The sequence below is a fragment of the Bradyrhizobium sp. Rc3b genome (assembly GCF_900114915.1).
GTDB lineage: Bacteria > Pseudomonadota > Alphaproteobacteria > Rhizobiales > Xanthobacteraceae > Bradyrhizobium.
In genome coordinates this window covers 53,201-73,833 of sequence record NZ_FOUS01000002.1, presented here as the reverse complement: position 1 = coordinate 73,833, position 20,633 = coordinate 53,201, and the positions used below count along the sequence as shown (strand labels likewise).

At 61.5% G+C, this 20,633-nt stretch carries 17 protein-coding genes; 8 read left to right on the top strand and 9 right to left on the bottom strand.

Annotated features, from left to right (window positions below; genetic code table 11):
* Nucleotide 1 precedes the first annotated feature (1 nt).
* From BM190_RS03795 to BM190_RS03775, 4 genes are all read right to left on the bottom strand, one after another.
* Nucleotides 2-1,072 carry an aromatic/alkene monooxygenase hydroxylase subunit beta gene (locus BM190_RS03795; protein WP_092252089.1) on the bottom strand — a complete coding sequence of 357 codons (1,071 nt, stop codon included), beginning with the start codon at nt 1,070-1,072 and terminating at the stop codon, nt 2-4.
* Between the two features lie 61 nt (nt 1,073-1,133).
* The gene (locus BM190_RS03790; protein WP_092252087.1) at nt 1,134-2,174 is read right to left on the bottom strand and encodes a 2Fe-2S iron-sulfur cluster-binding protein; all 1,041 of its coding nucleotides are present in this window, start codon (nt 2,172-2,174) and stop codon (nt 1,134-1,136) included.
* Between the two features lie 84 nt (nt 2,175-2,258).
* Entirely contained in the window at nt 2,259-3,929 is a 1,671-nt protein-coding gene (locus BM190_RS03785; protein ID WP_177236895.1) for an aromatic/alkene/methane monooxygenase hydroxylase/oxygenase subunit alpha, read from the bottom strand.
* 1,129 nt (nt 3,930-5,058) lie between these two features.
* On the bottom strand, nt 5,059-6,111 hold the full coding sequence (locus BM190_RS03775; RefSeq protein ID WP_092252083.1) for an NAD(P)-dependent alcohol dehydrogenase: 1,053 nt from the start codon (nt 6,109-6,111) through the stop codon (nt 5,059-5,061).
* A 1,438-nt stretch (nt 6,112-7,549) separates the two neighbouring features.
* Between BM190_RS03775 and BM190_RS03770 the strand changes: the two genes are divergently transcribed.
* Complete coding sequence (locus tag BM190_RS03770; RefSeq protein WP_092252081.1) at nt 7,550-8,446, top strand: LysR family transcriptional regulator; 897 nt, start codon at nt 7,550-7,552, stop codon at nt 8,444-8,446.
* A 6-nt stretch (nt 8,447-8,452) separates the two neighbouring features.
* Here BM190_RS03770 and BM190_RS03765 read toward each other — a convergent pair whose 3' ends face one another.
* The 3 genes from BM190_RS03765 to BM190_RS03755 all read right to left on the bottom strand — a co-directional run bounded on the left by BM190_RS03765 (nt 8,453) and on the right by BM190_RS03755 (nt 12,097).
* Nucleotides 8,453-9,532, bottom strand: coding sequence for an isocitrate/isopropylmalate dehydrogenase family protein (locus BM190_RS03765; protein ID WP_092252079.1), 1,080 nt, complete (start codon nt 9,530-9,532; stop codon nt 8,453-8,455).
* Nucleotides 9,533-9,641: 109 nt separating this feature from the next.
* A complete protein-coding gene (locus BM190_RS03760) occupies nt 9,642-11,123 on the bottom strand; it encodes an aldehyde dehydrogenase family protein (RefSeq protein ID WP_092252077.1) in 1,482 nt (493 codons plus the stop codon).
* A gap of 35 nt (nt 11,124-11,158) precedes the next feature.
* Nucleotides 11,159-12,097: an NAD(P)-dependent oxidoreductase gene (locus tag BM190_RS03755; RefSeq protein WP_092252997.1), complete on the bottom strand. Its 939-nt coding sequence runs from the start codon at nt 12,095-12,097 to the stop codon at nt 11,159-11,161.
* On the opposite strand from BM190_RS03755, the gene BM190_RS39415 reads away from it, so the two are divergent.
* The gene (locus BM190_RS39415; RefSeq protein ID WP_177236892.1) at nt 12,080-12,397 is read left to right on the top strand and encodes a hypothetical protein; all 318 of its coding nucleotides are present in this window, start codon (nt 12,080-12,082) and stop codon (nt 12,395-12,397) included. The two genes, BM190_RS03755 and BM190_RS39415, sit on opposite strands and share 18 nt — an antisense overlap.
* A gap of 302 nt (nt 12,398-12,699) precedes the next feature.
* Nucleotides 12,700-14,031, top strand: coding sequence for an MFS transporter (locus BM190_RS03750; protein ID WP_092252075.1), 1,332 nt, complete (start codon nt 12,700-12,702; stop codon nt 14,029-14,031).
* Nucleotides 14,032-14,138: 107 nt separating this feature from the next.
* Here the strand turns inward: BM190_RS03750 and BM190_RS03745 are convergent, their stop codons facing one another.
* Entirely contained in the window at nt 14,139-14,651 is a 513-nt protein-coding gene (locus BM190_RS03745) for an Lrp/AsnC family transcriptional regulator (protein WP_092252073.1), read from the bottom strand.
* Between the two features lie 135 nt (nt 14,652-14,786).
* Here BM190_RS03745 and BM190_RS39410 point away from each other — a divergent pair, with 135 nt between their 5' ends.
* The 5 genes from BM190_RS39410 to lpdA are packed head-to-tail and all read left to right on the top strand — an operon-like array spanning nt 14,787 to nt 19,998.
* Complete coding sequence (locus BM190_RS39410; RefSeq protein WP_143109001.1) at nt 14,787-15,050, top strand: hypothetical protein; 264 nt, start codon at nt 14,787-14,789, stop codon at nt 15,048-15,050.
* Nucleotides 15,047-16,306, top strand: a complete 1,260-nt coding sequence (locus BM190_RS03740; protein ID WP_092252995.1) for a 3-methyl-2-oxobutanoate dehydrogenase (2-methylpropanoyl-transferring) subunit alpha — start codon at nt 15,047-15,049, stop codon at nt 16,304-16,306. The genes BM190_RS39410 and BM190_RS03740 overlap by 4 nt, the downstream gene beginning before the upstream one ends.
* A 3-nt stretch (nt 16,307-16,309) precedes the next feature.
* The gene (locus BM190_RS03735; RefSeq protein WP_092252071.1) at nt 16,310-17,323 is read left to right on the top strand and encodes an alpha-ketoacid dehydrogenase subunit beta; all 1,014 of its coding nucleotides are present in this window, start codon (nt 16,310-16,312) and stop codon (nt 17,321-17,323) included.
* A gap of 1 nt (nt 17,324) precedes the next feature.
* Entirely contained in the window at nt 17,325-18,596 is a 1,272-nt protein-coding gene (locus tag BM190_RS03730) for a dihydrolipoamide acetyltransferase family protein (RefSeq protein ID WP_092252069.1), read from the top strand.
* Nucleotides 18,597-18,600: 4 nt separating this feature from the next.
* Nucleotides 18,601-19,998 (top strand): dihydrolipoyl dehydrogenase, encoded by a 1,398-nt coding sequence (gene lpdA / locus BM190_RS03725; RefSeq protein ID WP_092252993.1) that lies wholly within the window; start codon nt 18,601-18,603, stop codon nt 19,996-19,998.
* Between the two features lie 182 nt (nt 19,999-20,180).
* On the opposite strand, the gene BM190_RS03720 is transcribed toward lpdA, so the two are convergent.
* On the bottom strand, nt 20,181-20,627 hold the full coding sequence (locus BM190_RS03720; protein WP_244550579.1) for a hypothetical protein: 447 nt from the start codon (nt 20,625-20,627) through the stop codon (nt 20,181-20,183).
* Nucleotides 20,628-20,633 lie beyond the last annotated feature (6 nt).

Genomic DNA, 20,633 nt, shown 5'->3' with positions numbered 1-20,633 from the left:
TTTACTCCTTGGGAAGGGTGAGGCCGAGCTCGCCGAGAATCTTCTTGATGCGTTCGACCGACTGCGCACGGGCATCGGCGTATTGCACCGGCTTCGAGTGCGGTTGCGACCAGATCGGCTGAAGGCCGGCCGCCGCCTTGTTTGCCAGCGCCACATGCTTGTTCACCCACCCCTGGAACAGCTTCTTGTTGTGGGCGGCATGCTGATTGTCGGTCACCAGGAGGTGCATCAGATCGATCGTGTTGGCGAGATTGCGCTCGTAATCCGCCTCCGCAGACGAAATCACCGGCGGCGTGATGAAATCGCCGTTCGACGAGGCCACCTGCATCAGGAAACCGCTGCGGAACAATTCGCCGACGAGTGGCTCGAACACGATGTTCGTGGCGAAGTACTGCTCGAGATAGTCGGGCGAGCCCATGATCGATTCGATCGCTTCCCGGGTACCTTGCCAGCCCTTGTCTTCGAGCCAGGCGCGCTTGCCTGCCGCGTCGTCGAAGCCCGGAATGTCCATTCCGATTTCGGCCAGATAGAGCGTGATGTCCTGGGAAAGGCGGAGCTTGTACGACGAGTTGGTCAGCGTCGCGTTGTTGATCATCTGGGTGTAGCCGTAGCGCTGAGCCTGCATCAGCGACGTGCCGAGACCGAACTCGGCATGCTTCCAGGCGCCCAGATGGTTTTGCAGGATCTTGATCCAGGCCTTGTCGAAGCTCTTCGGTGCGCCGGACTTGCGGCCGTTGGCGATCACCGCCTGGACCATCGCCTCGATCCTGGACTGCCGCTGGTAGTGAGTGCGCTCCCACTCCTGGTCGGGGGCGCGGAAGGCGTGCCAGTTCGAGCTGAGCGCCGCCGTGTTGTCCTTGGTGTAGGCACCCTTGCCGTTCGGAAAGGCGATGATCCAGTCCTGCAACAGGTAGCGTTCCGGGTCGGGTTGGACGTCGACCGTCACGTCCTCGTAGTGCGTGGCTCGCTTGCTGCGCGGCTCGAAATACCGATATTTTCGGCTATCCGAGTCCGGGAACACCGCAGAGCCTGCTGCACCGGATTTGGCTGATTCAGTTTGAACGGCAGTCATGGTCGTCTTCCTCCTCCTGTTGTCGGGCCTTAAGATGGTTCGCTCGGCGGTCAAAGCCGCCCTAGTTGTTGGCTGGCGTAAACTTGTCGAAGAAGGTTCGGTCTGACTCGACGTCGTTCATCTGCAGTACCGGCGTCAACGCCTCGATCATCGGCGATGGTCCGCAAGCGTAAACGTCGACGTCTTCGCCATATCCGGCGCTGCGAAGGTGCGATCCGACCGCTTCGTGCACGAAGCCCTTCGCTCCACTCCAGGCCGTATCGTCCGCTGCATGGGAAAGAACGGGGACGAAGGTGAACTCCGGATGGTTGGCTGCGAGCTCGGCGAAGCGATCGAGATAGAAAAGGTCGCCCTGCGTCCTGGCTCCGTAGAAGAAGCGCACCGGACGAACTTCCCCGGAGCTGATGTGATCATGCAGGATGGACCACAGCGGCGACATTCCGGATCCACCGCCGACCAGGATCATGGCTCCCGTTTTGTTTTCTCGTCGGAAGCAGGTCCCGTAGGGTCCTTTGATTCCGACTTCGGTTCCGACGGCGAGATCTCCGTCAAGTCGTGAGGAGAAGCGCCCGTTGGGGTACTTCTTGATGATGAACGCGAGTTTTTGGCTTTCGCCCGGCGAATTTGCCATGGAAAACGAGCGCGTAATCGTCTCTGGTCCCGGGAGCGTGATGTCGACATATTGACCCGCCCAGAACTTCAGAGGTTGCTCCAGTGTGATTTCGAGGCGGCGGATGTCATGGGTCAGCGCAGAGACGTTCGTAACGGTGCCCGTGAAATCCTTGACGGGAATCGACTTCGACAGCACTTCCTCGTCATAGTTGAGGAGCTCCACCTCCAGATCCGAGTACGCCAAGGTCCGACAGAGCAAAATGTAGTCCTGGCCACGCTCCATCTCGTTCAGGGCAAACGTCGAGTATTTCTTCAGCTCCACGTCCCCACCAGTAAGAACGCACTTGCACGCCGAGCACTGCCCCTCCTTGCAACCATGCGGCAGCGCGATCCCTTGACGAAACGCAGCGTCGAGAACCGTTTCGTTCTCCTCGACCTCGAACTCTATGCCTACCGGTTGCAGGCGAACGACATTAGCGGGCGCGCCCATAGGGGCCTCCTCAAACGAACGCTTTCATTTCTTCCGGGGAGCGATCTGGAAGGAGCCGGCCGCAGCCGGCCCCTTCCGTCTCACTTAGTTGCAGGGATTGATCGTGAATCCCTTGCGATACTCGGCGAGATGCTTCTCGCGGTCGGCCGGGCTCATCTCCCGTAGCGTCTGCAGCGGGCTCTTGAGGATGTGGCCGCGGACATCGTCGAGCGTCCACATTTCCTTCTGGTCGAACCGCAGATGCGGCTGGGCGACCAGCGTCTTGCCGTCTGTGCGCACGAAGCCGAGATCCTTGATGGCGTCGGCGATATCCACGTTGTGGTAGACGCTCTCCCACTCACGACGGCCGCTGAACCGCCCCATCGCCGGGGTCGGACGACCCTGGTACTCGCCGGCGAAGGCTTCGACGGCCGTCCAGCGGTCGAGCTCATGGGCGAAGGTGTGCAGCTTGCCGTCGATCTCGTCGGTGACGATGTCCTCACGGATCAGGCATGGAACGAGGCACGACCAGCAACGATGCGGATAGACGTAACCGACATCGCTGTTGAACAGGATGTTGGTCTGGCCGCGATGCGACAGCTTCTCGTACCATTTCCAAAACTCGCCGAACTGCGCGTACCAGCCCGGATATTTGTGCTCGAACCACTCGAAGTCCTTGTCGGTCTGGGCCTCGATACGCCAGAAGTTCGCCGACCAGCCGACCGCAAAGAATTGCGCGACCTTGTGGACGTAGTGCTTCTCGGTCAGCCGCTTCCAGGCGGTCTGCACGTCGTCATGATGGATCTTGATGCCGTACTTCTCGAGGGGCAGCATATAGGTCCGGTAATAGTCCTCGAAGATCCAGCGGTGCCACATCTCCGCATAGGACTCCTTGTTCTTGTCGCGGTTCGTGGTGCCGTATTCGATGAACGTCCCGATCGCCGCGTCGACGATGGCATGGTTCTGCCAGAAGGCATACCGCATGTCGCGTTCGAGCAGCAGGTGGTTCTCCGGCTCCTTCAGCATGGACATCAACATCGAGTGGCCGTTGCCGATATGGCGGCTCTCGTCCGACTGAACCGAAAGGAACACGGTTGGCAGCGCATAGTCGCCGTTGCGCGCCGCCTCCGACGGCATGGCGACGAACAGCGTGTTGGTGAACGCCGTCTCGGCGACGACGGTCAGGTAGACGTTCGCCGACGTGATGGCGTCACCGGTGATGAAGCCCTCGCCGAACTGCCGGCCGATCGTGGTGGCGTAGCACTTGCCGAACGCCTCCTCCGTGATATCGAAGCCGGCCGGGTCGATGTAATTCTCCATGTACCATTTCTTCAGGTTCATCTGGATGGTCGAGTGACGGAATTCGTCGACCATCTGCATGGTGAAGCCAGTACGGAGATCTTCGCCGGGTGCAAGGCGCCCGACCATCGCCATGGACCGCGCGGCGGAGATTTCCGGGAACGGGATGATCGCCAGGAACAGCTTCATCCACTCGACCCAACGTGGCTCGACATTGCGGAACATGTCGCCGCGAAGCGCGGCATCGAGGGCGCCGTAGACGCGGTTGTCCTTTTCCTCCTGCATCGGAAAATAGGAGCGAAGGACCTGCTTCATCGGATCCTTCGGCGCCTTCGTGATCTTGTAGTCGGTGGGGAAGGTCATCGCTTCCTGGACGTAGGACGGATTCCATCCGAGATCTGCAATCTTCTTTGCAGCCTCACCGACAGAAATGCCGCGCTGGGCGGTGATCTTGTTGAGTGTTAGCGTTCCAGACATCTCGTCTTTCCTCCTGATCGGGTCAGAAACCACATCGATATTCCGCCTGCCTGGACCTTCGCGGACCGAGCAGTGCTTACCCGTGCGTTACGGGCCACCTCGCGACCGTTTGCACGGCCGGACGTTTGATATCGGCAAGGGTCTCAGGATGACTGTGGAACGCCTCAGGGATGATCAGGAGCGATCTTCGGACCCAGCCGTCTTCCGATCGCAATTGAGTCAGCCCGCGCGAGGTTCGCCCTCAGCTTGACATCCCCTTCCCTCGTTCTTTTCGCGGCTCGCCCCGGACGGAGCAGTCAGCGTTGTTGTGCCAAACAGCTTTGCAATGGGCGTGCCAGCGCTCTCTTGCCCCGCCAAATCGATTTCTGACTGCCGGAGGTGAGGATCAGCACTGACGGAGACGTCGCGGCTCCCGGTTGGCGAGCCGCGGAAATGCAAACTGCGACAAGAGTTGCAAAATGAGAATCGGAGCAACGCGGAGACCGCCACTTCGCGGCAATGTTTGCGCTGCAGCAGCGCCAGAATTTCCCCGGGCAATACGTTGGGCGCTTTGGGAATTGAACACAGCTCCTCGATGCGACAGACTCTTTCGCGTTGAAGGCCGCGCATTGCCGAGACCGATACGTTGCCTGCCCACTCGGACTAGCGATAGCCCTCGAAACCGGCCGCCTGGTTTGATTGCCGGACCTTCTCGATCCAGCGTTCCGTATACTGGGCGTAGCAGTCATGATCGCAGAAAGGGAGCCCGGTGCTGAATTCTCTCAGATAGTGAGCGTGAATGGGCTCTGAGCAAGACATGCAGAACGTCTTCAGCCACGGTGTTCTGCCATTGACGAGGACGAACCTCATACGGCGTTCCTAAGCGATCATATCGATATGAGATTGACAACGATGCAAATTGAGACGATGGCGCACAATGAGACTCCGGAGATCAGACCACTGTCCACCTTTGCGGTGTTTGCACTGCGATATGAGCTTGCGTGAGCCCGATCTGATTGGACTGCTGCTTCAGCGCGTGACGCGGTCGGGGCTCCGGTGATGGCGTCAGACGACACCACGCGAGCATGACGATGGCCGCTCGATCCATCGCGAGGAAATGCATGCTCGCGATGGATGATGCAGCTATCCTTCAAGGGATTAACACGGCCCGTCCATGAATTTTGCCGGCATTGAGATCGTGCAAGGCCTTATTGGCGTCCGCAAGGCGATACTCGGCCGTGGCAAGCTCAACCAGACCTCGGTCCGCAAGGGCCATCAGCTCGGTTAGTTCGGCCCATGTGCCGACCAGATTGCCGATAATGTTTTTCTCGGTTATCACCATGTCGACTGTCGGCACTCGAATGTCCTCGCCGTAACCGACGACGTAGTAGCTGCCCATCGGACGGGTCATTGCCAAGCCCTTCGACGTCGTGCCCTTCTCGCCGACGAAGTCGATCACTGCTTCCGCACCGTTTCCACCGGTCAGGCCCAGAACGGCTTCCACTTCGTTGCCGTCAGCTTTCACGAGATGATCGGCGCCCGATTTTTCGGCCAGTTTCAGCGATGCTTCGGACTTGTCGACGACAATAATGTCGGCCGCACACATCGCTTTGAGGCACTGGATTCCGATGTGGCCCAACCCTCCCGCACCGATAACAACGCAAGATTCGCCTGGCAAAAGGTGACGCGTGGCCTTCTTGACAGCGCGATAGGCGGTGAGGCCTGCATCAGCGTATGGCGCGACATCCTTTGGCGCCAAAGTCCGTGGCAGCGGGACGATGTTGCGTTCTGAGGTGCAAAGGAACTCTGCATAGCCGCCGTTGCAATCGAGGCCTGGGAACGTTCCAGGACCGTGCATGTCGAATCCTCGGCGACAGGCGAGACACGTCCCGCCGCTGATCTTCGGATGGACGATGACAGGATCGCCCTTCTTTAGTCCCTCGACTTCCTTGCCAACCTCTTCGATCCAGCCTGCATTTTCGTGCCCCATAATGAGGGGAAGCAGCTTGTCACCGCTCGGATCCATGTGCGGCTTCCACACGCCTTCGACGATGTGAAGGTCGGTTCGGCATACGCCCGCACCACCGATGCGGACGATGACGTCCGTTGATTTTGTCAGCTTCGGATCAGGCACCTTCTCTTCCCCGACCCAAAGGTCGTTGGACAGTTTCTCGTCGTAGGCTCTCAATACTTGGGCTCTCATTTTCTCCTCCGTGCCCCCGGCGAACTTCGGCGCGCCGTCGGGTCATTCGAGCCTCAGCATTTTTTGTGCCAGTAGATTTATGTCGCGGCGCCAACGGCCATTGTCCGAGCCGCGGGTGGACTTTGCTGCGCGGTTGTTTCATCATGGATGAACAGTGACGTCCGCGCTGCAACGCAGAACGGCTGTTGGCGCGCGGCCGATGGTTACACCCTCCTGTTCGGGACGTCGGGCCGGCTCGTCATCAATGTGAGCCTGATTGCCTGCGCATCGGAAGGCGGCATTGAGCTTCGCGATGACGTAGACGTCGAAAACGTTATTGCCACTGCAATAGACGCCGATGATGGTGAAGAGGATGATGAGGGGGAGCAGGATGCGCCATCGCGGGCATGGACAACGCAATGGTCGACGCAAGAACGGATCGGCGGAGGCGTTCGGTGCGACGGCGACTTCATTAACACGGCGCTGGTGGAAGCGGCTCTGATCAAATCGGGCCTCCTCTCCGACGTTTTCGTCTACGGCGTCGCGACACCACGAAGTGTTGCGGGCGAGAAGACCCCTGGTCGCAGCGGTTGTCCCGCGCCCCCGAGATTTTTCAGATTGTCGTGGACCGCCTCGGTGAGCTTTCGCGCGAGAAGGCCGGAACCTACTCCCAAGCCACACGATCGAGATCGATGCTCCGCTCGATGCCATCCACCCCCGCGGGACTGTGACTGTACGCCTCCATCGCGGCGAAACCGAGCTCGACAGCTTCCAGACGACCGCCGCAATCGAAACAGGCCTTGAGTGCGAGATCCTCCGTGCCGGCGGCCTACTGCCTCTGATCCTACAAGGCACTCTAGGCTCGTGAATATTTGCAGGCCATGGCGTCAAGCATCGTGGCGTTTGGACGCTGGCCGACTATGGTTCGCCTTGGCCCTTGGTTGCATGCACACGGAAAGGTCGGCACACCGCCATCGTCGGCAATCATTGCATGCGGCTGGTGTTCTCGGCGGGTAAGCCGGCGCGGCAATGCCCTTTTGGGCGCACGTTTTGGCGTTCAGGCGGCGCTGATGCTGCAGGCTCGGTTTGTCGACGATGTTCAGGGCACTAAAGACATAGCCACGTTTGTCGAGGACAGATTTTCTTTGATCTCCCGGTGCACACGTGGCGCACACGGCGCCATCTAACCAATTGAAAAACCTGGCCTCTCGCTCCAGTCCATCATGAGCCCATTTGAGCTAGCTAAAGCCAAAGCAATTCAAGCCGATCAAACGCGGTCCTTCGTTCACCTAGCTTGCGCTACGAGCATCTGCCTCAATGAATCTGGAACTATGCTGCAGCGCGAGGGCGCCTTGTTTTCGTGAAGACGGCAGCCTATTCCGACAGATATACATGTCGATCGGCGCTGGGTTCGTTCCACATTCCAGAATCGCGCAAGAACCCATCGAGGTATTAGGACTTGCCGAACATCAATCTCAAGCTGCTCCACACCTTCCTCCTCGCCGCCGAGCACGAGAGCTTCCGCAAGGCTGCAGAAGAGTCCAACCGGTCTCCTTCTGCGGTGAGCATGCAGGTCCGCGACCTGGAGGAGCAGATCGGCGTTCTTCTGTTTCGCAGAACGCCGCAAAAGGTGCTGCTCACCGCCGAGGGTCGAATCCTGTTTGAACAGGCAAAGCGCGCACTTCAGGAAGTCCAGTCTGGGCTCGATCAGCTGACGGAATCAGCTCAGTCTCGCAGCCGTCATATTCGAATGGCCTGCGTTCCGACGCTGGCGTCCGGATGGCTTCCTAACATCCTTGCAACGTTCAAGGTCCGTCATCCGCGAAGCCAGGTGCAGCTCATGGAGATCTCCACCGCGCCCATGCTTGAGCTGCTGAAGCGGCAGGATGTCGAGTTCGGTATTGGTCCGGAGGTCCCCGACATGGGAGACTATGAGTTCGAGCCAATCCTTGAGGATCCCCTTGTTGCCTGCGTACCAGCAGTGTTCGACGAGGGCCAATCGAGCACCAGCTTCGCCGATCTGGTCGAAAAGCCGGTCATCCTGTTGTCGAAAACGACCGCGGTTCGAGGATTGATCGACGAGACGCTGGAGACGCTTGGCGTCCGCCTCGACGTGCAGTTCGAAGTCCAGGCCGCCACGACGGCACTCGCCCTCGCAGCGTCCGGCCTCGGCATCGCAATCGTACCGCGGGTCGCGCTGGTTCAGGCCGGCGTTCAGCAATTTCGGGTAGTCCCGATCTCCGATTACGTCAAGCTTCGCCGGATCGGCTTGATCACCACGCGCGGCCCAGCTCGGCGTCCGAACACCGAGCAACTGATATCATTGATCCGTTCGAGTCTGGCTCAGCTTCGCTGACCGCACTCAGAGCAACTTCAGAAGTGCATCGACAACTTGATTGGTCGTCGCATTGCCGCCGATGTCGCGCGTCCTCAGCGTAGCGTCTTCCAACCCGGCGCGTACGGCAGCTTCGATCCTGTCGGCCCCAAGCCGCAGCCGGCTGTCCCGATAGCGCTGATCCAGACGCCTCAGCATCAGAATCGACGCCAGGATGGTCCCATAGGGATTGGCAAGTCCCTTCCCGGCGATGTCCGGCGCCGAGCCATGCGAGGCCTGAAAGAAACCGATCCCGTCCCCAACCTCTTCCGATGGCGCCATGCCCATGCCGCCGACAGTCGCCGCACCGAGATCCGAAATGATGTCGCCGAACATGTTCTCGGTGACGATCACGTCGAAGTGCGACGGCTTGTTGACGAGATGAACCGTCATCGCATCGACGAGGACGTGCTCGGATTCGATGTCGGGATAGTCCTTGGCGACTTCGTCGAAGACGGCGCGGAAGAACGCATAGGTGCGCAACACGTTGGCCTTGTCGCAGCACGTTACGCGGCGCCGTCCGTCCTTCGGCGAACCGTTTCGCGTCCTGGCAAGCTCGAAAGCGAACCGGACGATTCGCTCGATACCTTTTCGGGTCTGGACCAGCGTATCGACCGCAACTTCCTCTCGCAGCAGCGCACCCGCACCGCGCGCAGCGTACAGTCCCTCGCTGTTCTCCCTGACGATGACGTAGTCGATCGACCCTGGACGCCCGAGCGGAGACGGTACCCCGTTGTAGAGCTTGATGGGCCGCACGTTGGCAAACAGATCCAGCTTGAAGCGGAGCGTCAACGTGAAATCCAGCCCGGCTTCGGTGCCGTCCCGGTGAACCACACCGGGAATGCCGGCCGCCCCGTGGAGAATGGCGTCCGCCGCGCGACAGCCCTCGAACGAGGCCAACGGAAAGGAGTCTCCCGTTTCGAGAAAGTGAGTGGCGCCCGCCGGGTATTCCACGAACTCGAGCGTACCGGTCTGGACACCGGTTTGCAGCACCGCAACCGCCGCACGACCAACCTCGGGTCCAATTCCGTCGCCATGCACGACGGCAATCTTATATGTGTCCTTCATGATACTCGCTCGATAGATTTAATCTTGTGGTGGTAGCGTCACTTCCCTCGCCGCACCCCGCCGGCACAGCAATTGCCACGACCGGCCGCGAGCTGGACGAATGTCCGGCTCAGTCCAGCTTGATCCAGACCCCCTTCGTGTTCAGGTATTCATCAAGCTGCTCGGTACCGCCCTCACGGCCATAGCCGCTCATCTTGTAGCCGCCGAACGGCAACGCGGGATCGATGGCGTGATAGGTGTTCACCCAAACCGATCCAGCACGCAGGCTCCGCGAGAGGACGTGCGCCTTGCTGACGTCGCGCGTGAAGACGCCCGCCGCAAGCCCGTACGGCGTCGCATTGGCTCGGTCCACGGCCTCATCCAGCGTATCGAACGGCAGGGCGGAGATGACGGGACCAAAGATCTCGTCGCGGGCAATCTGCATGTTGTCGGAGACGCCGGCGAAGACAGTCGGCTCGACGAAGTTACCCTTCGCGAAACTCCCCTCTCTCAGTCTCCGGCCTCCGGTCACGACCTTGGCGCCTTCATCGCGTCCGCTGTTCAGGAAGCCTTCGACCTTGTCGAGCTGCCGCTCGGAAACGAGAGGTCCGATCTCCGTCGTGGGATCAGCTCCATCACCGATTTTCAGGGCCGAGGCAAATTTCCCCAGCCGCTCGACCAACTCGTCATGGATCTTCCGCTCGACGAACAGCCGGGAGCCCGCGATGCAGATCTGGCCCGAATTGGCAAAGGCGGCCATCGCGGCGATCGGCACGGCCTTGTCGAGGTCGGCATCGGCGCAGACGATGACCGGCGACTTTCCGCCAAGCTCGAGCGACACCCGCTTGAGGTTGCCGGCCGACGCGCGAATGATCGCCTGGCCGGTGGCCGTGGATCCGGTGAAGACAATCTTGTCGACACCGGGATGTTCGGCCAGAGGCGCACCGGCCTCCGAGCCGGTCCCGGTTACGACGTTGACGACGCCGGGAGGTACACCTGCCTCATTCATCAGATCTGCGATCAAGAGCGGCGTCAGCGGTGCCTCTTCGGAAGGCTTGAGCACGATGGTGCATCCGGTCGCGAGCGCAGGCCCGATCTTCCAGACCGACGCAGCCGTTGGGGCGTTCCAGGGAATGATCGCGCCGACGACGCCGACGGGCTCCTTCCGTGTGAACGAGACGATGTCGCCCGGAAGCGAATTGTCGATCGTCTGCCCATGAATCGCGGTCGCCATGCCGGCGTAGTACCTGAGCATGCCGAGCACGCGAAGCTTGTTCGCCCGCGTCCTGACGATCGGCATGCCCATGTCGGCCGTGTCGGACCGGCTGATCTCCTCCCAGTGCTTCTCGAACAGATCGGCAATACGCAGAAGCAGAGCCTGTCGCTCGAACGGCTTGAAGCGGCTCCATGGTCCCACGAAGGCGCGACGGGCAGCGGCGACGGCGATGTCGATGTCGCCGGCATCTCCACGCGGGACACGACCGATCACCTCACCGGTCGCAGGGTTGCGCGTCTCGAAGACCTGCCCCGAGCGGGCCTCGACCCACGCGCCATCGACGAACATCTTGCGAGTTCGACCGTCTACGGGAAATCGGATATCAGTCTTTGTCATTGGGTCAGTCTTCCCTGTCTCAACACTCATTCTCTCTAGGCCGCTGGTTTCGTCTTCCGAAGGAGCCGAGCCAGGTCGGAAATGTAGGCTTGACCGTGGCCGCTCTCGACCACGGCCGCAATGGCAGTGCCGACACCGTCTGCGATCGCTTTGGATGCTCCGGAATTGCTCGCCATCGTCTGGTAGTAGGAGATATCCTTTAGCGCATTATCGATAAAGAACGGGACCGCGCCGGCGTCGGCCATCGCAATTGCCGGGGCCATGCGCTGAAGCGCAACGCCGGCCCCTCCGCCCTTGGCGAGAACATCGACGAAGATTGCCGGATCGATGCCCGCATCGGCAGCGTGTGCGGCAGCTTCGCCGAGCAGCGCCATGAATCCGATCGACACGTAATTATGGAGCAGCTTGAGCCGATGGCCAAAACCCACCGGGCCGACATGCTCCACACCCTCTGTGAAAGAGGCAAGAACTGCGCGGACGCTGCGAAGATCGGCTTCCTCGCCGCCAACCAGAAGGTTCAGCGTTCCCTCTTCCGCGTGCCTGGCGGTGCGCGTCATGGGCGCATCGAGGAAGTGTCCACCCGCGGCCCGGACGGCGGCAGCCATTTGCACCGTCGATTCCGGCAGCGCCGTCGAACAGTCGACAATGATGGTCCCTTTGCGGAGGCGAGATAGAACGCCCGTCGTGCCGGTGAGGATCGCTTCGACCTGGGGGGAACCCGTCACACAGAGGATGATGACATCCGAAGCGTCCGCGACGTCGCCGGGAGACTTGCAGGCCGACGCCCCGAGCCCGATGAGATCGGCCACCGGCTGATTGCCCGGATGGTCGAGGAAGGCCAGAGGAAAGCCGCCCCGCACCAGGACGTTCTTCGCGATTCCATGGCCCATCAGGCCGACGCCGATAATTCCGACTCTCAGCATGGTCATCTCATTCATCGCACATGCAGGCCTCTGGTGAACGGCGGCGTGCATGATCTGCTGCTCGGTCGCCTGGATCTCCTCGGCGGTCTTCCCGCACTTGGCGACAGCGATCCGATCCGAGAGCGCGAGCACTTCCGGCAGATAAGAGCGCGGATCACGGCGACAACAGCCGAGCCCGCATCCGCAGATGCTCCGCACGGCTCATTGTTCGGCGCAACGTTGCGGGCACCGCCCCATGGCGCGTTACCGGATCTGAAGACCGGTGCGAGCCGTGCTCTTGCGCTGGATGGGCCGCTTGCAACCATCGTTTCCTCGCTTGCGACAGGCTTCCTTTTTGGTGGCGCAAGATGAGCGGCGTCTCCCGGTGCCATGCAAGGCGCTTTTTCTGACCCCCCGTTTGGTTTTTCTGATCTGCCGGCGTTACCCCTGGGGCCAGAAAACCCCACGGGATTACTTCCGTCATGCCGACGGGCGTCGACGATCCAACGAGGGCCGCAGTGTCATCCGGACATCGGCCCGTGAGAAAAACTGACACCCCGTTCAGAATTACTGTGCTACGCCGGCATTGCTTCAGCACTCCGCCGAGAATTAGATCCACACGTAGCAATCATAACGAAGCCAAGTCGACTTGGCGGACAGACGGGGAAACTACGATGAGTCAGACCACCACCTATGCCGGTGCCGCCCGCGCCGCCAAGTCGGAGATCGAGACCTCGACCATTCGCGCCATCTCTTGGCGTTTGATCCCGTTCCTGGTGCTGGCCTACTTCTTCTCCTATCTCGACCGCGTCAATCTCGGCTTTGCCGCGCTGACCATGAATGCGGATCTGAAATTCTCGCCGCTGGTGTTCGCTTGGGGCGCCGGCATCTTCTTCATCGGCTATTTCATCTTCGAGGTGCCGAGCAATCTCGCGCTGGAGAAGTTCGGCGCCAGCCGCTGGATCGCCCGTATCATGGTGACCTGGGGCATCATCTCGGCGCTGATGGCGACGGTCAGCGGCGAGACCAGCTTCTATGTTCTGCGCTTTCTGCTCGGGGTCGCCGAGGCCGGTTTCTTCCCGGGCATCATCCTCTATCTCACCTATTGGTACCCGGCCGAGTACCGCGGCCGCTTCATCGCAGCTTTTGCCATCGCAGTCCCCGTGTCCACCGTGATCGGCGCGCCGATCTCAGGCCTGCTGCTCGGGCTCGACGGCCTCATGGGATTGAAGGGCTGGCATTGGCTCTTCATCATCGAGGGCCTTCCATCGGTGCTGCTCGGCATCGTCACCTGGTTCTATCTCACCGACCGGCCGGAGAAGGCGGATTGGCTCTCGGTCGAACAGAGGGCTTGGCTCAAGGCCAAGCTCGATTCTGAGGTTGCGGCCAAGAAGGCGGTCAAGCACCTGTCGCTCGGCGAAGCGCTGTCCTCGCCAAAGGTGATCGCGCTGAGCGCGATCTATTTCGGCTTCGTCGGCGCTCTCTACGGCATGCAGTTCTGGCTGCCGCAGATCGTCAAGGCGTTCGGGTTGACCAACGCCCAGACCGGCTTCGTCACCGCGATCCCGTATCTGTTCGGCACCATCGCGATGATCCTGTGGGCGCGGCATTCGGATGCCACCCGTGAGCGCGTGATGCATGTCGGCGCGCCGCTGATCCTGACCGCAATTGCGCTCGCCGTTTCCTCCTATCTCACCGATCCCACCATGACGATGGTGGCGCTGACGGTGGCTGCTGTCGGCGTATTCTGCTGCTTTGGAGTGTTCTGGACCCTGCCGACAGCCTGGCTTTCGGGAACGGCGGCGGCCGGCGCGATCGCACTGATCAACTCGATCGGCAATCTCGCCGGCTTTGGCGGTCCTTATCTGATCGGCTGGGTCAAGGAAGCGACAGGGCAAACCTCGACAGGGCTGCTCGTGCTCGCGATTCTGCCCTTGATCGCCGGCATCCTGGTCTTCGTCGGCGGGCACGAGAGCAAGCACGAGTTCGCCGAGCCGGGGCGGTAAGCCTTTCCAGCATCGCCGGAGCAAATGCGAGGCCCATGCCCCAACTTGGGGTATGGGGGGACTCAACGTCAGAAGCGATTAGGCGCGACGGAGTGCCTGATCCCTTACTAGACCTGGACCGAGGTCAGCTTCTTCAGGCAGCGCAGCGCAAACGACGACCGGCTGTGGCGGATGCCAGGGATGCGATAGAGCTTTTCGCGCAGGAAGCGTTCATAGCCGGCGGTGCTTTCGACCGCGACCTTCACGATGTAATCGTAATCGCCGGTGGTGAGATAGGCCTCGATCACCTCCGGCAAATTCGTAAGCAATTGGCCAAAGCGCTCGAGCATCTCCTCGTCGTGGCGGTCGAGCGTCAGCTCTATGATGACCGTTTCGGGCAGGCCAAGCTTGTCCTGATTGAGCAGCGCGACGTAGCCATCGATATAGCCCTGCGTCTCCAAACGCTTCAGCCTGTTCCAGCATGGCGTGGTGGAGAGCCCGATTCTGTCGGCGAGTTGCGCCGTCGTCAGGCGCGCATCCTGCTGCAAGGCACGCAGGATCTTGCGGTCGACCTCGTCGAGCCGAAGTGCATCCTTGCGCGGAGCTTTGACGGGTCCTCTGGCACGTCCGGTCGATGCCATACCAAGAATCCTATTCTCGCTTTGCTATTCATATTTGGAAAATTCTTACCGCATTTGTAGACTATACCCAGTTCAAAAGAACGACAATCCTGGCTTTTGCCAGTACGATGTGCTTACCAAAATGAGACGCATGCGGTGTTTGTTCTCGAACTGCAGACCAGCAATATGCACGCCGCACTCGGCCGCCTGCTCGACCAGACCCGTGTCGCAGGGCTGCCGCTTGCTGCTCTCAGTGCGCGGGCGGATGCGAATGCCTGCCGCATCTCGGCTTCCATAGACATCAATGACCGCGACGTCATCGACCGGCTCGTTCGGCGCGTTGGTGCGTTATTCTGCGTCGATGCAATCGAGGTGAGAGGTGAAAGCCAATGCCCGACCCCAACCTCATCCGTGACATGATCCCGCAAGACGGCGCGGCTCCATCCGCCGAGCATCCGCCACTGAGGCTGCACGTGCCGGAGCCCGCGGTTCGCCCGGGTGGCACGCCCGATTTCTCCAACATCCGCATTCCGCGCGCAGGCCATGTCAATCGTCCCGACGTCGACGTGGATGCCGAGACGATTCGTGATCTCGCCTTCTCGGTTATCCGCGTGCTCAATCGCGACGGCGAGGCCGTCGGTCCCTGGGCAGGTGCGCTCTCCGACAACGAACTGCTCGAGGGCCTGCGTCACATGATGACGCTGCGTGCGTTCGATGCGCGCATGCAGATGGCGCAGCGTCAGGGCAAGACCTCGTTCTATATGCAGCACATGGGCGAAGAGGCCGTGAGCTGCGCCTTCCGCAAGGCGCTCAATCCGGGGGACATGAATTTTCCGACCTATCGCCAGGCCGGGCTTTTGATCGCCGGCGGCTACTCCCTGGTCGAGATGGCCTGCCAGATCTATTCCAACACACACGATCCCCTGAAGGGGCGCCAGCTGCCCGTGATGTATTCCTCAAGGGAGCACGGCTTCTTCACGATCTCGGGAAATCTTGCCACCCAATACATTCAGGCGGTCGGCTGGGCGATGGCCTCGGCAATCAAGAACGACACGAAGATCGCGGTCGCCTGGATCGGCGATGGCGCAACGGCCGAATCCGACTTCCACGCGGCCCTCGTGTTCGCTTCGACCTATCGCGCGCCGGTCGTACTCAACATCGTCAACAATCAATGGGCCATCTCGACCTTCCAGGGCATCGCGCGAGGTGGCTCCGGCACGTTCGCGGCGCGCGGCCTCGGCTTCGGCATTCCGGCTCTACGCGTCGACGGCAACGACTACCTCGCCGTCCACGCGGTTGCGAAATGGGCGTGCGAGCGTGCACGCCGCAATCTTGGCCCGACCCTGATCGAGCACGTGACCTATCGCGTCGGCGCCCACTCCACCTCGGACGATCCCGCGGGCTATCGGCCGAAGACGGAGTCCGAAGCGTGGCCCCTCGGAGATCCCGTGATCAGACTGAAAAATCATTTGATCGTGCGCGGGGCCTGGTCGGAGGAACGGCACAAGCAGGCCGAGGCGGAGATCATGGACACAGTGATCGCGGCGCAGAAGGAGGCCGAGGGCTACGGCACGCTGCATTCACCTCAGCATGCCTCGGCGCGTGACATGTTCGAAGGCGTGTTCTCGGAGATGCCGCCGCACCTGCGACGGCAACGCCAGGAAGCGGGAGTCTGAGCGATGCCGCGCAAAACCATGATCGAGGCGATTCGCGAGGCCATGGATGTGATGATGTCGCGCGATGACGACGTCGTCGTGTTCGGCGAGGACGTCGGCTATTTCGGGGGCGTGTTTCGCGCCAGCCAGGGCCTGCAAGCGAAATACGGAACGAGCCGTTGCTTCGATACCCCGATCAGCGAGCTCGGTATCGTCGGCATCGCAGTGGGCATGGCGGCTTACGGCCTGAAACCCTGTGTCGAAATACAGTTCGCCGACTACATGTATCCGGCTTACGACCAGATCGTCTCCGAGGCTGCGCGGTTGCGCTATCGCTCCAACGGTCAATTCACCTGCCCGCTCGTGGTGCGCATGCCGACCGGCGGCGGCATTTTTGGCGGCCAGACACACAGCCAGAGCCCGGAAGCTCTGTTCACGCATGTCTGCGGTATCAAGACGGTCGTGCCGTCGAACCCACGCGACGCCAAGGGCTTACTGATCTCTGCGATCGAGGATCCCGATCCCGTGATCTTCCTCGAACCGAAGCGGCTCTATAACGGTCCATTCGACGGTCATCACGACCGGCCGGTAACGCCGTGGTCGAAGCATGATCTCGGCGAAGTCGACGACGGACATTTTGCAATTCCGCTCGGCAGCGCCGCGATCCGCAGGCCGGGTGAGGCCGTCACCATCCTCGCCTACGGGACGATGGTGCACGTCGCCGAGACCGCCGCGACCGAATCCGGCATCGATGCCGAGATCATCGATCTTCGCTCGCTGCTGCCTCTCGATCTCGACACCATCGAAGCCTCGGTCAAGAAGACCGGACGCTGCGTCATCGTGCACGAGGCGACGCTCACCTCTGGCTTCGGTGCTGAGCTCTGCGCATTGGTCCAGACACGATGCTTCTATCATCTGGAATCCCCGATCGTGCGTGTCGCCGGATGGGACACGCCCTACCCGCATGCGCAGGAATGGGACTACTTTCCGGGCCCTGCGCGTGTCGGCCGCGCATTGATCGAAACGCTGGAGGCTTGAGATGGCCGAGCGCGTGGTCAGGCTGCCCGACGTCGGCGAAGGCATTGCGGAAGCAGAGCTGGTGGAATGGCACGTGAAGGTCGGCGATATCGTGCGCGAAGACGCCGTGCTCGGTGCCGTCATGACCGACAAGGCGACGGTGGAGATTCCCTCGCCGACGGACGGACGGGTCATCTGGCTCGCCGGCAGTGTGGGCGACGTTCTCGCCATCGGCTCGGACTTTGTTCGGCTGGAGGTAGACGGCAAAAGCGCGCCAGCGGCGGAGGCAGTGAAGTCGGCCTCGTCCACGGCAAGCACTTTGGCCAAAAAGCCTGACGTTGCCGCAAGCGCCCCGCGCATAGCGCGCGAGCCGCCCAACATGCTGAAGTCGCAGCCCTCTGCGGCGCCACCCCACCACGCAGGCGATCGGCCTCTCGCCGCCCCCGCGGTTCGGCTCCGCGCGCGGGAGGCAGGCGTCGACTTGCGTCAGATCCGCGGCACGGGTCCCGCCGGGCGGATCACCCATGATGATCTCGACGCCCATCTCGCGCGCGGCCGCACCGGAACGACGGCGACGCCGTATCCAACGCAAACCGCGGTCACCGACATCAAGATCGTCGGCTTGCGACGCAAGATCGCCGAGAAGATGTCCGTTGCGAGCTCGCGCATTCCGCACATCACTTATGTCGAAGAGGTCGATGTCACCGCGCTCGAGGATTTGCGCGCGAAGCTCAACAGCCAGAAGCAGCCGGGTAGACTCAAACTGACAATGTTGCCGTTCCTGATGCGCGCCATGGTGCGCGCGATCGCCGAGCAACAGCATCTCAATGCCCATTTCGACGACGAGGCCGGGATCGTTCACCAGCACGCAGGCGTTCATATCGGGATCGCCACGCAAACGCCGGCCGGCCTCGTGGTCCCCGTCGTCCGGCATGCGGAAGCGCGCGACCTCTGGAGTTGCGCCGCCGAGGTGGCACGGCTCGCGGAAGCGGCTCGGAACGGCAGCGCCACCCGCGACGAGCTCACCGGCTCGACCATCACCATCACATCGCTCGGCGCGCTGGGCGGGCTCGCGACGACGCCCATCATCAATCATCCGGAGGTCGCGATCATCGGCGTCAACCGTATCGCGATCCGTCCGCATTGGGATGGCGCCGCCTTCGTGCCGCGTCAGATGATGAACCTGTCGTCCAGCTTCGACCACCGGGTCATCGATGGGTTCGATGCAGCCCAGTTCGTGCAGCGGATCAAGACACAATTGGAGACACCCGCCATGATCTTCATTGACGGGTAGGATGATGACCGAAATCACCTGCAAGCTCCTTGTCATCGGCGCGGGCCCCGGCGGCTACACCTGCGCGATCCGTGCCGGCCAGCTCGGCATCGATACGATCATCGTCGAGGCCGAGAAGCCGGGTGGAACCTGCCTCAATGTCGGCTGCATTCCTTCCAAGGCCTTGATCCATGCGGCCGGTGAGTATGAAACCATTGCGCGCGCCGCGGCGGGCGAGAGCGCACTGGGCATCACCACCGCGAAGCCGTCTCTCGACTTCGCCAAGACCATCGCCTGGAAGGACAATATCGTCCGACGTCTGAACGGCGGTGTGGCTGGTCTCTTGAGAAGGGCCGGTGTCAGGCTCGTGGCCGGCTACGCTCGCTTCCGCGACGGCAAGACCGTCGAGGTCGAAACGCAATCCGGCCGGCAGGTGATCCATGCCGAAACGGTGGTGATTGCGGCAGGCTCCGAGCCGGTCGCCCTGCCGTTTCTCCCCTTCGGCGGGCGGGTGATCTCTTCGACCGAGGCATTAGCGCTCACCGAAATCCCGAAGACGCTTGTCGTGGTCGGCGGCGGGTACATCGGTCTCGAGCTCGGTACTGCATTCGCGAAAATCGGCACGGCCGTCACGGTCGTCGAGGCCGCGCCACGCATTCTCCCGCAATATGATCGCGATTTGAGCGAGCCCGTCGCAAGGCGCCTGACTGCGCTCGGCGCCACGGTTCTGACCGACGCAAGGGTGAAAGCACTCGAAGCCAATGGCACGGCGCTGGCGATCGAGACCGCCAATGGTGAGCAGGCTTCGCTCGCAGCCGACAAGATTCTTGTTACGGTCGGCCGCAGACCCGTGACGAGTGGCTTTGGCCTCGAGCAGCTCGATCTCGATATGGACGGACCATTCATTCGAATTGACGACCGATGTCGCACCTCGATGCATGGCATCTGCGCGATCGGAGACGTCACGGGAGAGCCGATGCTGGCGCATCGCGCCATGGCGCAAGGCGAGATGGTAGCCGAGATCGTTGCCGGCCGCCGTCGCGCCTGGGACCGGGTTTCGATCCCGGCGATCTGCTTCACTGACCCCGAGCTCGTCACGGTCGGCCTGTCACCCAACGAGGCGAGCAGCAGGGGATTCGACGTCAAGACGGACCTCTTCCCGTTCAAGGCCAACGGCCGCGCATTGACGCTGGATCGGGAAGACGGCTTCATCCGGACGGTCGTGCGAGCCGACAACCACCTCCTGTTGGGTATCCAGGGCGTCGGCGCCGGCATCGCCGAGCTTTCGGCAGCCTTCACACTTGCGCTGGAGATGGGCGCGCGGCTGGAGGATATCGCCATGACCATCCATGCGCATCCAACCCAAAGCGAAGCCTTTCACGAAGCTGCGCTGAAGTCGCTAGGGCATGCGATTCATATCTAAGCACAGGCGCCAACTGCGCAGTAGAGCTGCCAACTGGCGCCACAACGTGCGTCCGGTCACTGGTCATCGAGGGAGACCAAGGACGATCAAGCATCAGAGAACATGGTCCCATGCCTCAACAGATTGTGAGCCGCCGCTACCACGATGTTGCTGCGGCAGAACCGGCTTCCTCGATTGTCGTCCTATCGCAGAGAGATCGTGATCTGACTGATATTGGCCGCCAGCTCGAGTCCCGCCTTGGGGCCCTGCAGCACGATCGTCACGCCCTTTTCGTTGCGGAGGTGGGCGCCGCTGACGCCGCCGACCAGAGCAAAGCCACCGCCGACCGAACTGTAGGTGCCGGCAAAGTCGCCGACCTCGCGGATCCCGGAGGCCCAGCCATCGAGCCGGCCGACTGTCGCGCCGACCGTGATGCCGAAACTCAGGCCGCTGATCCTGAACGGATAGGACTTGCCACGATAGGTCAGCACGCCATTTCCGGCGCCGCCGCCGACCAGAAGGCCGGCCTTGACGATCTTGGCTCTGACGTGACCGGACGCCTGCGCCAAGGCTGGCGTCGCCGGCATGGTCAGTCCGATTGCCAACAGGAGGAACGCTATCAGGCCGAGCCTGCGCCGGCGCATGGACATGCGCCA

What these genes read in the sequence shown, in the direction of transcription:
- BM190_RS03795 (WP_092252089.1), bottom strand. Translation starts at nt 1,072, where the DNA reads ATGACTGCCGTTCAAACTGAATCAGCCAAATCCGGTGCAGCAGGCTCT.
- BM190_RS03790 (WP_092252087.1), bottom strand. Translation starts at nt 2,174, where the DNA reads ATGGGCGCGCCCGCTAATGTCGTTCGCCTGCAACCGGTAGGCATAGAG.
- BM190_RS03785 (WP_177236895.1), bottom strand. Translation starts at nt 3,929, where the DNA reads ATGTCTGGAACGCTAACACTCAACAAGATCACCGCCCAGCGCGGCATT.
- BM190_RS03775 (WP_092252083.1), bottom strand. Translation starts at nt 6,111, where the DNA reads ATGAGAGCCCAAGTATTGAGAGCCTACGACGAGAAACTGTCCAACGAC.
- BM190_RS03765 (WP_092252079.1), bottom strand. Translation starts at nt 9,532, where the DNA reads ATGAAGGACACATATAAGATTGCCGTCGTGCATGGCGACGGAATTGGA.
- BM190_RS03760 (WP_092252077.1), bottom strand. Translation starts at nt 11,123, where the DNA reads ATGACAAAGACTGATATCCGATTTCCCGTAGACGGTCGAACTCGCAAG.
- BM190_RS03755 (WP_092252997.1), bottom strand. Translation starts at nt 12,097, where the DNA reads ATGCACGCCGCCGTTCACCAGAGGCCTGCATGTGCGATGAATGAGATG.
- BM190_RS03750 (WP_092252075.1), top strand. Translation starts at nt 12,700, where the DNA reads ATGAGTCAGACCACCACCTATGCCGGTGCCGCCCGCGCCGCCAAGTCG.
- BM190_RS03745 (WP_092252073.1), bottom strand. Translation starts at nt 14,651, where the DNA reads ATGGCATCGACCGGACGTGCCAGAGGACCCGTCAAAGCTCCGCGCAAG.
- BM190_RS03740 (WP_092252995.1), top strand. Translation starts at nt 15,047, where the DNA reads ATGATCCCGCAAGACGGCGCGGCTCCATCCGCCGAGCATCCGCCACTG.
- BM190_RS03735 (WP_092252071.1), top strand. Translation starts at nt 16,310, where the DNA reads ATGCCGCGCAAAACCATGATCGAGGCGATTCGCGAGGCCATGGATGTG.
- BM190_RS03730 (WP_092252069.1), top strand. Translation starts at nt 17,325, where the DNA reads ATGGCCGAGCGCGTGGTCAGGCTGCCCGACGTCGGCGAAGGCATTGCG.
- lpdA (WP_092252993.1), top strand. Translation starts at nt 18,601, where the DNA reads ATGACCGAAATCACCTGCAAGCTCCTTGTCATCGGCGCGGGCCCCGGC.
- BM190_RS03720 (WP_244550579.1), bottom strand. Translation starts at nt 20,627, where the DNA reads ATGTCCATGCGCCGGCGCAGGCTCGGCCTGATAGCGTTCCTCCTGTTG.